Raw genomic sequence first — 14,911 nt, forward strand, 5'->3', positions numbered from 1 at the left:
TAGCCATTGTCAGCGGACATTGAAAATTGCCGGAACATGAATCTTGAAACTTGGAAGTATAAACTCATTTTCGCGCCTGCTTCACCGGCTCCTTCGTCCGCAAAAAAGCAACCAGATCCAGGACCTCTGCTTCCGTGAGGTTATCAAACAGACCGGAAGGCATTAGCGAAACCGGCGTTACCTCCCGCGACTGGATAGCAGATTTGCTCAATACCACGGGGTCCTGCCCGACTACGCGCATGGTTACCTGCCGGTCATTTTCGCCAATGATGTTGCCGGAGTAGGTGCGCCCGTCGCGGGTGGTGATGACGACCATCTTATAATCCTCCTGAATATCTCCACTTGGGTTCAGCACGTTAAAGAGCAGGTAATCCAGATTGGCGCGGTTGGAGCCGGTCAGGTCGGGGCCGATCACCCCGCCTTCACCGTACATCTTATGACAGCTTCCGCAGGTGCGCTGGAAAACGGTATGTCCTTTAATGGGATCAGCGCTGCCGACGGCTTTGGCCGTCAGCAGGCGCTGGTATTTGGCGTAGGCCCGCTCGTCGGTACCCGACTGCTCAATCGGCCCGTACACCTCCACGAACCCGCTGCCGACTACCCGCAACAGTTGGCGGGCTACGTAAGGCGGTACATCCCGCTTGGATATGTCGTTACTCTTCAGCGACTGCGTTAGCATCCAGCCGTACCGGGGCCGCGAGGAAAGCGTCTGTACCGCTTGTAGTTTTTCGGCCGCGTTGAAATTGTTGTACCGGGACAACAGCAGTTTACCGAGGGATTCGCTGTCGAAAGCGGCAATAGACCGGATGGCATCGGCCCGCATGGCGGGTTCGCTGAGCAGAGCGGGCAGTTCGCTGGTGAGTTCCTGCCATTTGCGGTTGGTTACCAGTTGCAGAGCCTGCCGGCGTTGTTCAAGCGGTGCGCTCTTGTCTTTCAGCGTTGTCATGGCCTTCTGCACGGCTTCGGTATCACCGAATCGCTGCGCCAGGTCCGTAGCCAGTTGGGCGGTTCGGGTGTTGCCGTTTTTCAGCTTAGCGTAGACAGCGGCCCAGTTGGTTGGGACTTTCAGGTCGTAGCGGCCCTCCATGCCGTCGCGCATGCCCTCCAGCATGGCGGTCTGCATTTTTGGCCCTTTGTCCAGCGCGGCCACCAAAACGTCCATCGCGTCGGCATCTACGGCCCGGCGGGCTACAAAGTTGGCAATCATCGGAATGGCACAACGGCCGGCCAGTTCCAGCGCCCGTGCGGGATTTGCTTTCGCCAGCGGTTCCAGGCCGAACCAGAGCATTTTGGGCAGGTTATGGTCGTCAGCATCCTCTTTGTGCATCACTAGTTGCTCAGTCAGTTGCCAGGCGGCATTCGGATCAACACGCTGTAAGGCCGACGCCAGGTAAAGCCGCACCACCGGCGAAGTATCCTCTTTAGCCATTCGGGTGAAGGCCGCAATGGCCTCGGCCGACGGTGCTTTGTCCTCGCACAGCAGTTGAATAGCCCAGGCCCGTACGTATTCGTCTTTATCGCTCAGCGACTTGATCAAATCAGCCGGTTTGAACCCACCCGTTACGTGCAGCGCCCACATGGCCCGCAAGCGCCAGTCCGGGTTGGCATTAGTCTGGAACATTGTGCGAAGCTGGTCATGCGTCTTTTTAGCGAGTTTGTCCTTAACCGACCTGTTTTGCAGGATAGTCCGCGCCCGGCGGGCGTGCCAGTCACTGCCACTAGTCTGCAGGGATACCAGTTGCTGATCGGTCATTTTGGTCAGATCAGCGTACCGGCCCTTCCAGTTCCCGGCCAGCGACTGCTTGGGTGTAATCCGGAAAATGCGGCCGGTTTCGCCGTTCACGACTTCATTGCCGCAGATATCGGCATCATGCCAGTCCAGCACGTACAGCCCGCCGTCGGGCCCAACTTCCATGCTGAAACCCACCCACTGCGCATTATTGGCCATCATGAAATCGTCGCCGTGGTGGCCCACAAAGCCTGAGCCTTTGCGTTCCAGCACATCCGACAGCACACCGTGTTCGTGAATGTTAGCCATAAAGATGCGCCCCTGCTGCTCCTTCGGAAAAGCATCCGACTGGTAGACCCTGGCCCCGCCATGCGCCGACCGGTGGCGGTGGTCGGCAATGGTCTTGATGTCGTTGTAGACGTACGGATTGAAGTGCTGCCCGCCCTGCCGGTGGTAGATTCCCCCTGGAATGACGTGCCAAAGGTGAGGGATCACGCAGGCACTCATCAGCAACTGCCCTTTTGCGTCGTAGTCGATTCCCCATGGGTTGCTAAAGCCGTGCGCCACTACCTCAAAGCGGTCTTTAGTGGGATGGTAGCGCCAGACGCCACCATTAATATCGACACCCTCGCCTTTCAGAATGTCCTCCGGAAACGGGTCCTTGTGCCGGTACAACTTACCTTTCCCCTTCGGCTTGCTCACTTTAGAAGGCGTAGCAAAGCCCTGTAGTCCGTACAGCCAGCCATCCGGCCCCCAGTGCAAACTATTGAGGGTTTCATGGCGATCGCGGATACCCCAGCCGGATAGCCGGACTTCAATATCGTCCATGTCGGCTTTATCGTCGCCGTTCTTGTCAGGCACATACAGTAAGTTAGGCGGAGCGCCCAGGAATAGGCCATCGAAACCTACCGCAATAGCCGCCGGGAACGCAATGCCCTCCATAAATACCTTTTTGCTGTCGGCTTTGCCGTCGTGGTCAGTGTCTTCCAGAATCAGAATGCGGCTGTTGCCGGCATTGGAGAACCCGCGCCCCCGCGATTCATAATCCCGGTTTTCGGCCACCCACAGCCGACCCCGATCGTCCCAGCAGAAAGCCATCGGCTGGGTCATCATCGGCTCCGACGCCCAGACATTCACCTGAAAACCATCCTTAACCGTCATGTTGGCCACGGCCTCCTCCGGCGTCAGGAACTTCGCCGAGCGCCCCTCCTGCTGCGCAATCCCCCACAGGGCATAGGTTGAATTCTGGCCACTGAACGCACTCCAGGTTTCGGTCAACTCCACGTCGTTCAGCTTTCCGGTATACACAACCAGTTGATGTTTAATCACCTCGGTATCGCCTTTCTTAATGGTCCAGTCAGCCATCCGCGCCCGCGCCGGACCAATGCCCAACTGACCATCGACCCGCCAGTACTGCGGATACCCTTTATTTTCCGGATGATCGAAAATGGCAATGTGGGCCAGATCATCCCGGCCCTCCACCTGCATCCCCACATCCACCCACATCGCGCGTTGCCCTTCGGCTTTTTCGTTGCGCTGGCGGGCGGCATTGATCACCTCGCCGTTAATCCCTTCTTTCCACGGCATCCGCAGAAACAGCCCGCCATAATCGTATTTGCCGATGGTCACATCCGTTTTCGCTTCACCCGCCCACTCCAGGTCCAGCAGGTATTTTCCGTTCCTGGCCCGCATTACCCAGGTCTGCGTTTCGGTCAGTACGGCATTGCCTTTGTCGTCGAGCAAATCGTACACCGTTTGCCATTTCACCTCCGGACCAGAAGCCCGAAGCACCTTCGCCGATACCCGACGCCAGTAATCGCCCTGCGGGTTGTGGAAATAGTCGCGGCCGTTGACCCTGGTAAAGCCCCAGTACAGACCGGTCTGGTGCTTGTGGTGTCCCGGACTGTATTCGGTCAACAGCCCCTTGCTGTCGGGAGCCACAATGGGGTGCAGATAGGGCCGGAAGTCGGCTTTGGCATGCTGGGTAACGATTGGCTCGTTGCCACCGGCCCGGAAAATGGAAATAGTGCCGGCCTGCTCATCCTGTTTGGCAAGCAGTAAGCTATCGGCGGCCGGAGCGGTGGAGGTAGCTTCTTTGGGTTTCAGCGCTACCCAGCCGAAACAGATCAGGATCAGAACGGTGCATAGACTAATTGACCTAAGCATAGGACGTATGACGGAAAAAGGGTTAAAGGCAGACTATATGGTAAAGACAGCAAGTAACGTTTCCTATCTGTCAGAGTCAATAGCCCCGGCAGGATACCCACCCGCTATGCCAAACCGTGGGCCAAATTGGCTACCTTTGCGGACTTCCGATTATAACCACTGAAGGTTCTGTATGTCGATTCGCGTCGAGCAACTTACCAAACAATACGGCAGTACCGGCCAGCGGGCCGTCGATCAGATTTCGTTTTCGGTAAAACCCGGTGAGATTGTCGGCTTTCTCGGCCCCAACGGAGCCGGTAAGTCCACCACCATGAAAATCGCTACCGGTTACCTACCTCCTACGACCGGCACGATTGAGGTGAACGGCTTTGATGTGCGCACGGCACCCATGGAAGTGCGCCGGAGCGTGGGGTACCTGCCGGAGCATAACCCGCTCTACCTCGATATGTACGTCAAAGAATACCTGCGCTTTGCCGGTTCGCTACACGGCTTATCGGGCACCCAACTGACCAGCCGCATTGCCGACATGATCGACTTAGTCCGTCTGGAACGGGAGCAGCACAAGCGCATCGGCCAGTTATCAAAAGGCTACCGGCAGCGTGTCGGTCTGGCGCAGGCGCTGCTGCACAACCCGCCCGTGCTGATCCTCGACGAACCCACCACCGGCCTGGACCCTAACCAGCTGACCGAAATCCGGGAGGTAATCCGGCAGGCCGGCAAAGACAAAACCGTGCTGTTTTCCACCCACATCATGCAGGAGGTAGAAGCCGTCTGCGACCGGGTCGTTATCATCAACCGGGGCCGCATCGTCGCCGACGGTCCGCTGAGCGAACTACGCGCCAGCGCCGACGATAAAACCACCGTTGTTGCCGAGTTCGAACAGGATCTGGCGCAGCCGGAATTACTGGCAAACCTGCCGGGAGTAGAGCAGGTGGTGCCGCTGGGGCAGGGCCGGTACCGCCTTGTAGCGCAACGCCAGGCCGACCTCCGGGCGGCCGTATTCCGACTGGCAGCCGATAAAGGGCTGACACTGGTAGGGCTGAAACAGCAGGAAAGTTCCCTGGAGGGTATCTTCCGGGAGCTTACGCAGGGGTAGCCCACGAGATACAAAACTGCCGAGCATCTGAACATCTCTATTGGGTAAAGACACCAAACCGCCTGAGGTTTTGTTCCAGCGTAGCCAAGCTGCAAACCCAGGTACCGGACCGCAATTGGTAATCATCGGCTGTTGGCGTAATCACCAACAAGGGCGGATTGCTCAGGTCCTGCAACGCAACGGTATTGCCTTTGCTGAGGGCAGGGGAATTGGTTAGTTTAATCTCAACTGCCAGTATAATACGGGCTCCCTGCTCAATGACTAAGTCCAATTCAGCGCCCTGCTGAGTCCGGTAGAAATAGGCGGTAGTACCCGACTCCAGCATCGCTATGATTTGCTGCACGATGTACCCCTCCCAGGAACCTCCTGCGACGGGATGGCCCAACAAGGCTTCTTCGTCGTACAGCCTGAGTAGGTGGTGCGCTATCCCCGAGTCGCGGATGTATACCTTTGGAGCCTTTGTCAGTCGCTTGCCCACATTAATAAAATAAGGAGCCAATCGCCGGACCAGAAAAGCCTGTTCCAGAAAATCGACATACCGATGTACCGTGGCCACAGAAATTCCAAGCGAATTAGCCAGCATAGAGTAATTCAGTAAACCGCTCTGCTGACTGGCCAGCATGGTGAGCAACCGCCGGACTAACGCAGGGGCGGCCGGTAAGCCCAACTGAGGTAAATCGCGCTGAAGGTAGGTCGTAATAAACGATTCAAACCACTCCCGCAGCCACCAGTCGGTTGGTGCCAGAAAGGCTTCGGGAAAGCCACCCCGCAACCAATGCAGCCGATAGCTAGCCGGGGCCGGCAACTCCTGGTACAATAACGGATGCATCTCCAGGTACACCACCCGCCCGGCCATTGATTCCGATGTATTTCGCAACAGAGCGGGCGAGGCCGAGCCCAGCAGCAAAAACCGGCCACCTACCCGATGCTGATCAATGACTCCGCGCAGGAGCGGAAACAAGTCCGGAAACTGCTGTACTTCATCCAGAATAACAGTCTCTTCCTGGCGGTTTATCAGATAAATTTTCGGATCGGTTTCCAGCCTGGCCCGTTGCGACGGGACCTCAAGATCCAGGTAAACCGACGGACGGGCGAGTCTGGGTTGAATGGCTTTTACTAAGGTAGTCTTTCCTACCTGCCTGGGCCCCACCAGCACAACAGCCGGAAAATACGTCAGTAAGTCGAATACTTTCTCCTCAAGAATGCGCTGTATCATACCCAAATATTCATGTAAATTTTTTATCGCGTGAAAAATTTACATGAATATTATTGAAAAATCACGAAAAAAGCCGGCCCAAAGGCCGGCTCAACAAGTAGAAGTTTCTGTGCGGTGGTGGAATCGCTATTTCTGCGAGGCCATAAGGGGATATTGGTCAAAAATAGAACGGACAATTCCTTTAAAGTAATTGTTTTTGAAATTCGGGTTCCTCATCATCTTTGAGGCATACCCTTTCCAGATTACCTGATACGTCTCCGCGTCAATCAGGGAAATCATCAGCGTGCCTTCATCCAGGTTGTAATCAATCCGTTTGTAGGTAGCCTCATCATCCTCGCGCACCACCCAATCTCTGATGACCGGCTGCTGATACCCCCGGAAGCGCAGGTCGCTCCGGAAAATATTGTAGGAGATCAGCAGATTTGGGCTTCGGTTACTCACCCGGTAGCCACGGGCTTCCATCTGATGCCGGATGGCATCCTGGATGTCGGAGCACAGCAACGTGGAGTCGATGTACTCGCACTCCAGAAAATTAAAGGATTTGTAATTTTTAAATTGCCCTTCGTAGCTGTAATCGTGCTCCACAAACAATTTTCCGGGCATACAACCAACCATACTGACGACCGCCAGCACAACAAGAACGCCAACCAGTTTTCTCATAATAGACTTGTAACAGTTAAGATGGACTAAAAAGCGACTTTTTGTAAAAATGTATGACTTTTTGAATCAAACTCTATGTACTAAGCCTTTGTTTAGCGTTCTGACTGTCAGGGACAACAATTTAGTTAACCCCGATAATAGTCGAGCGCCTGGCGCATTTCGGACCTGGTAACCGGTATATCGAATGCACAGCGGCCGGGCCCGTCCAGCAGCGCCATGCGCACCTGTTTACCCTGGTTTTTCTTGTCCTGTACTGTCAGCGTCACAATGGGTTCTACGTCGGCTCCGGTCAGGTTTACTTTTCCATATACGGAAAAAATGTACTCTTCGATTTCTGCCAGCAGGGTGGCGTCAATCATATTTCTCTGATGGGCCAGAAAGGCCTCGGTTACCATACCAACCGCAATCGCTTCGCCATGCAGCAATCGCTTCCTCGGCTGGGCCAGAAAATAGGTCTCCACAGCATGACCCAGCGTATGACCGAAATTCAGAATCTTCCGCAGCCCTTTCTCGGTGGGGTCCTGCTCCACCACCCGCTGCTTCACGGCAACGGAATGAGCTACTAACTCAGTCAGATTCTGCTCGGTCAGATCGCGTCGACGAATTTCATCCCACATCCTTGCGTCGGCAATCAGACAGTGCTTGATCACCTCGGCAAAACCCGAGCGCAGTTCCCGTTCGGGCAGGGTTTGAAGAAATACCGGATCGATAAGAACCGTTTCGGGCAGTTTGAAGACACCAATATGGTTTTTATATCCGTGAAAGTCAATACCCAATTTACCGCCTACACTCGCATCGACCTGCGCCAGCAGCGTAGTTGGAATCTGCGCAAAGGCGATACCGCGCTTGTAGGTAGCCGCGCAGAAGCCACCCATATCGCCAATTACCCCCCCGCCCAGGTTCAAAAGCAGCCCGTGGCGGTCAAAATTAGCGTTGGTCAGTGCCTCCCAGATCGTTTCACAAGTGCGCAGGTGCTTGTGTTCTTCGCCCGCCTTTATGCGAATGATGGTGTGTTTTGGCAACCACTTTTTTACTAAAGGGTAACAAAATTTTTGGGTATGGTAATCAACCAGTACAGCAACGGATGAAAATTGGTGTTTTTCGAGAAATTGAGGTAGCGTTTCGGCAATGGGCGCAATACGGACGTCGGACATAAGGGGAAGGTTAATTTCCCACAAAAATAGGATAGTCAATAGTCGTTAGTCGTTAGTCATCAGTAAAAATTACCAATCTCCCAACAACTAACCACTACCGCCCTTATAAGAACACAGTCAACCAATTAACCAATTGACCAATCAAACCGGCTACGATACCACTTTCAGCGCATCAGCAAACGCCTTCATCTGGTCCATCGTACCGAGGCTGACGCGGCACCAGTACTGACCATCGAACTTCCACTGCCGCACACTCACCCCCTGCTCCATCATTTTGCCGGTAAAGGCATCGCCCTTCATCCGGATCGGGAACAGTACGAAATTGGTACCCGACGGCAAATAGGTATAGCCGTTCTGTTTCAGGGTTGTGTACAGAAACTCGCGGGCCTCAAGCCCTTTGCTCAGCGAGAACTTAATAAACTCCTCATCTTTGTAACAGGCCAGAGCCGCCCGGATCGTCGTCATACTTAACTGACCAGGACCGCCCCCCCATTTCATCAAAGCCGCCAGCGTTTCCGGTTTACCAACTATATACCCTATGCGTAGTCCAGCCATCCCGTAAATCTTGGAGAACGTACGGGCTACCAGCACATCCTGTCCTTTCTTCACGTTCTCGATGACCGAGTACTTGGCCGGGTCGCCCGTATAGTGAATATAAGCTTCGTCTACAAATACCGGCTTTTTCGCCGACGCCCGCTCCACAAATCCCCGAAGCTGAGCCGGATCAATGGTTACGCCCGTCGGGTTGTTGGGGTTGCAGACATACACCAGACTGGTTTTGTCGGAAATGCGCTTTTCCATTTCAGCCAGATCGTGGTCGTAGCTGCCGCCGGTCAGGGGTACTTTCTCCCAGCCGGCTCCGTGGGCTACGGCCGTCCGCATCAGTTGCTCATACGTAGGATCGGCCGACAGAATGGCTCCGCCCGGTTGTTTATGCGTGTAGTATAACGCAGCCGCCGTTAGTAACGAACCCGAACCCGCACTCAGCAAAATATGATCTTCGGGTACCCCTTCCTGCGCGGCAATCATCTTCTTTAGTTCACCGGCATGCTGGAACGGATACAGAAACCCTTCTGACGATGCTTCGGCAATGGCTTTGATCGCCTTAGGAGAAGGACCATAGGGATTCTCATTGGCCGACAGCCGGGCCTTCAGGCCTGCCTTGGGTGCCATAACGGGCACAGCGGTGGCAGCTTCATCGAGCCAGGGTTCGCAATAAGCAGCCGGAGCGGTTACCAGACCGGTTCCCATGAGCATACTGGCCCGCAGCCAGTCACGACGGTTTAGATTCATTTTAGAAGAGTTTGACAGGTTGTTTTTAATTGTTGAATGATTGAGTGGTTGAATGATAGAATGGTAAAAAGCCTAAGTATGTGGGATTGCCTCAGCGGCCATTCAATCATTCTATCATTCAACCACTCAATTGTTAATTGACTGCCTGCACCCGCGACAGCCGGGCAAAGGCCTGGCCTTTGTATTCGCCGGTCCAGGTGAGTGAAACCGAGCTACCGGCTTTGGGAGCGGTCACGCCCAGCTCAGCCCAGGTTTTCGTCAGGCTGGCTCTGCCCGTGTTATCGGTCTTTAGGTCACCCAGCGCCGTACCATCGCGTTTGGTCAGTTTGATGGTCAGAGATGTTACAGGGATAGAGTCAATGCCAACCTTGTAGTTCAGAATGCCGCTTTTGTCGAGTTCAAAAACCCGGACGGCAAGAGTAACCGGACCAGATACTTTTTGCGAGACAATCGGTTCGCCGTTCATTCCGCCCCCATCGCCAACAGCATTATCAACTACGACCAGCACCGGAGCGACCACGCGGTCAACAAACGGATCATCCTTCTTCATACAGCCCACCAGCAGGCTACCCGCCAGCAGGGTTATCAGTTGTATTTTATAGTTCTTCATCAGGCATTCAGCGTTTATCGTTCGTGCTTATTTCTCTACCCACCACAGTTTTGTCCGCATGTTATCCGGTCCGCCGTTCAACGAGATACCCTTGTCGAGTTTAGCCTTATTGAGCGAGTACTCAGTAGTGGGGTACGGCAGACGGGTTGGCAACACACCCTCGTTTTCGAAGATAGCGCGTGGATCTTTCGTCGGCAGTACCGGCAGGCCTGTCCGGCGATACTCCGTCCAAGCTTCCAGCGCCTGCCCGAATAAGGCGATCCATTTCTGCTCCATCACCTTCTCCTTCGTTACATTACCCACCTTGGCAAAGTAATCGGCCGGTACTTTCAGGCCGTATTGATCGAACGAGGCAGCAATTCCCTTCTCAAAATACGCCTGTGCATCGCCGGTAATATCGCCATCCACGGCGGCTTCGGCCAGGATCAGGTTCAGCTCGGCGTACGTCATCAGGACGCTGGGCGTGATCGTCTGTTTGAAGTAGGTACCCAGATCAGAACTGGTGCCGAGGTAGGTAGTTGCGATCGCATCCGGCAGGCCATTGGCGTGCCCTTCGTATTTACCAGCTTTGTTCGGCTGCGCAAATACAGTGATGCGGGTGTCGTTCAGCTCGTTCAGCTTATCCGCCAGCGTTTTGCTGATGTTCCAGTCGGTACGGCCGTCCTGGATCATCACCTGATGCCACTCATTATTGCTGGGCAACACGGCCGAATGCTTCAGCGCAGCGTTGTCGGCATTGCTGGTGAAAACCGGGTACTTGACAGGGTCGCCGAGGATTTCCGTCATAATGGCTTTTGACTCGGCCGGTTTCTTAGCGGCCTGCCGGTTAGCCAGCCGCAGCCGGAGTGAGTTGGCAAACTTCTTCCACTTCAGAATATCACCCCCATATAGAATGTCACCCGATACCGCCGGTCCTGTTGTGCTAAGCTTTTCGTTAGCCAGTTTCAGGTCGTTCAGCATCCCGGCGTAGATCTTCTCCATAGAATCGTACTCCGGCGTATAGATGGGCTGATCGCCGGTCCCTTTCAGAGCTTCGGTGTACGGAATAGCGCCGAACATATCGGTCAGCAGGGAAAACACCCACGTCCGCATTACTATGGCAATGCCTTCGTAATTAGGGTTTTCGAAGCGCCCGCCGGTACCGGCCAGCGACGCAATGCGCTGAAAGTTTACCTGGCTGTCGTTGAAGAAGGCTTTCCAGTTGTTGTTGTAAAAAGCAACCGACACGCCATAGTTGTCTCCTTCGTTGGAATAGATGTTCCGGGTCAGGTACTGCATCCAGAGCATGGTACCGTCCAGGTTCAGCCGCTCAAAGCGCGTACGGCCACCCCAATAGCGGTCAATGGACGTTTCGATGGCATACGGCAGCAGGTACTGCGGACCGATGGCCGTCGGGTTGTTGGGATCGGTGTTCATGGTGTCGAACTCCTTTGTGCAGGAGCCGCCCGCCAGCAGCACACCCATCAGCAAAATTGCTTTTATAGTCTTCATACGCTTCTCGTCTGGGGGTAATTAAAACGACAGATTGAGGTTGACACCGAGGCTGCGGGAACTGGGTAATTCTCCGTAGGCAAAGCCCTGCTGATTAGCACCAAACCGGTCTACTTCCGGGTCCATGTGCGGGTGATTCTTAAACAGCATCAGCACATTGCGACCCACCAGCGATACCCTAGCCGAGCGGATAAAGACTTTGCTCAGCAGCGCAGCCGGGATCTGGTAGCCGACCGTTACCTCGCGGAGTTTTGCGTAGCTGCCGTCGAAAATAGCCGCTTCGTGGTACCGGCGGGGGTTGTTGTAGCCGTAGAAGGTAGTAGCCGGAACAAGTACCGTATTGCCCACATACTGCGGGTTCTCTGCCGTGCCGACGTTGACCACGCCTTTGCCAATTACTCCTTCTTCGCGCCCAACGGCCGTTTCCTCATACTGGCCGGTCCAGCGGGCGTTGGCGGTACCTTCGTCGTAGAAATCGCCACCCATCTTCACGTCTACCAGCGCCGACAGCGACAGCCCTTTGTAGCTGACCGTATTGAGCCAGCCGCCCATCCACTTCGGCTGGATGTTGCCCAGCACACGGGGCGTAGTGGACACCACCGGGTAGCCGTCTTTGTACAGAATCTGTCCATCCGGCGCGTGCTCAAATCCAATGCCGAACAGGGTGCCATACGGCTGACCCACGCGGGCTTCAGAGGTAAGACCCCGGCGCTCGTTCAGGATATAGGTGGTGAGCCCTTCGGCCAGTTCGAGTACGCGGTTGCGGTTGCGGGAAAAGTTCAGCGTAGTCTCCCAGGCAAAGCCGTTCGGGAGCTTAACCGGACTTCCCGTCAGCACAACTTCAAGGCCTTTGTTGGTGATCTTACCCGCGTTCAGGATGCGCGAGTTGTAGCCGCTGGCTTTCGAAATTTCGACGCCCAGAATCTGGTTGCGCGATGTCTGGTCATAGTAGGTAACATCCAGACCAAGGCGTCCGCGCAGGAATCGCAGGTCGACACCCAGTTCGGTACCGGTAGTAATCTCCGGCTTCAGCGTGGCGTTGGCAATACGAATGTTCTCGTAAAACTGCGGCACCGAACCGGCCCATGACCCACCCGAGCGGAACGTCTGCATCAGTTGGTACGGGTCGGCATCGTTACCGACCTGGGCCCAGCTGGCGCGTAACTTTCCGAACGACAGCACACTGCTTTGGAGATTCAGCAGCTCGGTTATCACGGCGCTTACCGACACGGATGGGTAGAAGTACGAGCGGGCTTCTTTCGGCAGGGTTGATGACCAGTCGTTACGAGCGGTTGCGTTCAGGAAGAGCGCGTTGCGGTAACCCAGTTCGAACGAACCAAACAAGCTGTTTACCTGCGATTTCTCGATCCGGCTTTCTACCGAGTTCTGGCTGGGGTTGGAGTTGGCGGCATTGTATACGCCGTCGACTACCAGTTCACCAACATAGAGGTAATTACGCTTGTAATAGTTTACCCGATTGATTCCCCCGACCTGCACATTGGTGGTGAAGTCGGTGTTTATGGCTTTGTTGTAGGTTAAAATAAAGTCGTTGTTGGTTTCCTGCCGACGCAGTACCTCTTCCGAATAGCGGCCGGGCGTCCGGTTGCCGTTCCGTACCCGCTCAAAGTTCACCACATTAATACGGGTATCCGTCCACAAATCCGTACCGCTGCGCAGCATCAGGCTGAGCGAGGGCAGAATTTTGTAGTTCAACGCAATGTTGCCGACCAGCCGGTCTTTTTCGTTGGAGTACGGCAGCATTTCGGCGGTGTAGAACGGATTGGTAAAGAAGGTATGCTGCCAGTTAGGCGGCTCCGTATCGGCCGGACGACCAGGTAAAGCCCGCTGGATGTGGGTACCTATGTAATCCCGCCAGTTTTTGTGCTGTTCCCACGAGATATGCCGGTGCGACCAGATAAACTGCTGACCCTCGGTAAAGCTGCGGTTGGCCGAGCCGGATTTGATATACTCCGACGACAAGGTCATGCTCAGCTGGGGTGTAAAGTTGTAGCCGGCATTTAGCTTGACGTTGTTGCGGTAAAAGTCATTTTTGTAGGCGATCCCGCTCTGGTTGACCCGCCCCACCGACAGCCGGAAATTGCCTTTATCGTTGGCACCCGCCAGAGCTACGTTGTTGGAATAGGTGCTGCCGGTTTGCCAGAATTCATCCCAGTTGTTGGGCTGGGGCGTTAGCGGAGCTACCTCTTTGCCCGACCACCAGTGCCGCACCAGCCGTCCGTCCAGCGGGCCACCCCAGCTTTCATCGGTACCATCGGTACCACTCAGCGGAGCATTAGGCCCGTAGGCCGCCCGGTACTGCTGAACTTCAAGCGGGTCGGTGATGGCTCCGCTCCAGCCGTCGTTATACCAGGTACGGTAGCCGTTGCCGCCCCCGTAGATGTCCTGAAAATCAGGTTTGATCCAGGGGCGCTCAAAGGTAGTGTTGGAGTTGATTTCCACTCCAATGCCTTTGGTACCTGCTCCATTTTTGGTAGTAATCAGGATAACCCCGTTTGCGGCCCGTGAACCATATAAAGCAGCCGCATTGGGGCCTTTCAGCACACTAATCTCTTTGATGTTATCGGGATTCACCTCCGATATACCTGAGCCAAACTGCTTGTCGAATGATTGCTGAATAGGCACCCCATCGATAACGATCAACGGCTGGTTGTTGCCCGATACCGACGACGCTCCGCGGATCTGAATGGTAGACCCACTGCCGGGACCGCCGTTGGAACTGACCCGCAGACCGGCTATTTTACCAGAAAGGCCATTGACAACATTGGTAGCCCGCGCTTCGGTCAGTTGCTGGCCTTTGATCTCCTGCACGCCGTACCCGAGCGATTTTACTTCTTTCTGCACCCCAAAGGCCGTTACCACTACTTCTGCCAGGGCGCGCACATCGGCCTTGAGCGTCAGATCCAGTTTCGAACGGCTGCCGACGGGTATTTCTTCTGTAATGAATCCAATCGAGCTGACAATCAGTACGGCATTGTCGGCAGGCACGCTCAGGCTGAATTTACCTTCCGAATCCGTTGATGAGCCAAGCTGGGTTCCCTTTAGTACTACGTTAACCCCCGGTAAGGGGCCTTCCTCCGCCGACCGGATGGTGCCGGTAAGGATGCGCGACTGGGCATGGGCCATCATCGCCGGGAGCAGGCTCACCAGCATCCAGAGCAGTAATTGTTTCCTCATAGTTCAATCAGGTTATTTTGGGAATCGATAAAGAGCCTTTGTCATGTACCCCCGGTGCTTCCGGAACGGGACACTGGCCGCTTCGCCCGGCCCTTGGGCAGCCGGGGGCATGACAAAAGAGGGTTGACCGGATTGCGCCGGACAATGCGTTGCCGGCTTTGCCAAACCAGGGGATGCATTGTCGTCGGTAAAGCCAATACAATACATCACCAGCGGGCGAATAGCCGTTGTCGGTACTCAGATAAAAAGTGGAAGAATATCCCCCGGATGGGCCGGGGACCGGTAAACCAGCCTACCCGCT

General features: G+C 55.0%; 9 protein-coding genes. 1 reads left to right on the plus strand and 8 read right to left on the minus strand.

Going from position 1 to position 14,911, the window contains the following annotated elements:
- Positions 1–64: 64 nt before the first annotated feature.
- On the minus strand, positions 65–3,895 hold the full coding sequence (locus tag ABD949_RS07450; protein WP_345242113.1) for a PVC-type heme-binding CxxCH protein: 3,831 nt from the start codon (positions 3,893–3,895) through the stop codon (positions 65–67).
- A gap of 172 nt (positions 3,896–4,067) precedes the next feature.
- On the opposite strand from ABD949_RS07450, the gene gldA reads away from it, so the two are divergent.
- Complete coding sequence (gene gldA / locus ABD949_RS07455) at positions 4,068–4,991, plus strand: gliding motility-associated ABC transporter ATP-binding subunit GldA (RefSeq protein WP_345242115.1); 924 nt, start codon at positions 4,068–4,070, stop codon at positions 4,989–4,991.
- Positions 4,992–5,028: 37 nt separating this feature from the next.
- Here gldA and ABD949_RS07460 read toward each other — a convergent pair whose 3' ends face one another.
- The 7 genes from ABD949_RS07460 to ABD949_RS07490 form a co-directional block, all read right to left on the minus strand.
- Positions 5,029–6,207 carry an ATP-binding protein gene (locus tag ABD949_RS07460; protein ID WP_345242118.1) on the minus strand — a complete coding sequence of 393 codons (1,179 nt, stop codon included), beginning with the start codon at positions 6,205–6,207 and terminating at the stop codon, positions 5,029–5,031.
- Between the two features lie 126 nt (positions 6,208–6,333).
- Entirely contained in the window at positions 6,334–6,867 is a 534-nt protein-coding gene (locus ABD949_RS07465) for a DUF4136 domain-containing protein (protein WP_345242120.1), read from the minus strand.
- Positions 6,868–6,992: 125 nt separating this feature from the next.
- Positions 6,993–8,021, minus strand: a complete 1,029-nt coding sequence (aroB, locus tag ABD949_RS07470; RefSeq protein ID WP_345242122.1) for a 3-dehydroquinate synthase — start codon at positions 8,019–8,021, stop codon at positions 6,993–6,995.
- Between the two features lie 150 nt (positions 8,022–8,171).
- On the minus strand, positions 8,172–9,314 hold the full coding sequence (locus ABD949_RS07475; protein WP_345242124.1) for a pyridoxal phosphate-dependent aminotransferase: 1,143 nt from the start codon (positions 9,312–9,314) through the stop codon (positions 8,172–8,174).
- 133 nt (positions 9,315–9,447) lie between these two features.
- A complete protein-coding gene (locus ABD949_RS07480) occupies positions 9,448–9,924 on the minus strand; it encodes a hypothetical protein (RefSeq protein ID WP_345242126.1) in 477 nt (158 codons plus the stop codon).
- A gap of 27 nt (positions 9,925–9,951) precedes the next feature.
- Positions 9,952–11,415, minus strand: a complete 1,464-nt coding sequence (locus ABD949_RS07485; protein ID WP_345242128.1) for a SusD/RagB family nutrient-binding outer membrane lipoprotein — start codon at positions 11,413–11,415, stop codon at positions 9,952–9,954.
- 21 nt (positions 11,416–11,436) lie between these two features.
- A complete protein-coding gene (locus tag ABD949_RS07490; protein WP_345242130.1) occupies positions 11,437–14,610 on the minus strand; it encodes a SusC/RagA family TonB-linked outer membrane protein in 3,174 nt (1,057 codons plus the stop codon).
- Positions 14,611–14,911: the final 301 nt, after the last annotated feature.

Source organism: Nibrella saemangeumensis (assembly GCF_039541915.1).
Lineage (GTDB): Bacteria > Bacteroidota > Bacteroidia > Cytophagales > Spirosomataceae > Nibrella > Nibrella saemangeumensis.

Coding starts and splice junctions, on each gene's coding strand:
- aroB (WP_345242122.1), bottom strand. CDS start 8,021: ATGTCCGACGTCCGTATTGCGCCCATTGCCGAAACGCTACCTCAATTT.
- ABD949_RS07480 (WP_345242126.1), bottom strand. CDS start 9,924: ATGAAGAACTATAAAATACAACTGATAACCCTGCTGGCGGGTAGCCTG.
- ABD949_RS07460 (WP_345242118.1), bottom strand. CDS start 6,207: ATGATACAGCGCATTCTTGAGGAGAAAGTATTCGACTTACTGACGTAT.
- ABD949_RS07475 (WP_345242124.1), bottom strand. CDS start 9,314: ATGAATCTAAACCGTCGTGACTGGCTGCGGGCCAGTATGCTCATGGGA.
- ABD949_RS07465 (WP_345242120.1), bottom strand. CDS start 6,867: ATGAGAAAACTGGTTGGCGTTCTTGTTGTGCTGGCGGTCGTCAGTATG.
- gldA (WP_345242115.1), top strand. CDS start 4,068: ATGTCGATTCGCGTCGAGCAACTTACCAAACAATACGGCAGTACCGGC.
- ABD949_RS07485 (WP_345242128.1), bottom strand. CDS start 11,415: ATGAAGACTATAAAAGCAATTTTGCTGATGGGTGTGCTGCTGGCGGGC.
- ABD949_RS07490 (WP_345242130.1), bottom strand. CDS start 14,610: ATGAGGAAACAATTACTGCTCTGGATGCTGGTGAGCCTGCTCCCGGCG.
- ABD949_RS07450 (WP_345242113.1), bottom strand. CDS start 3,895: ATGCTTAGGTCAATTAGTCTATGCACCGTTCTGATCCTGATCTGTTTC.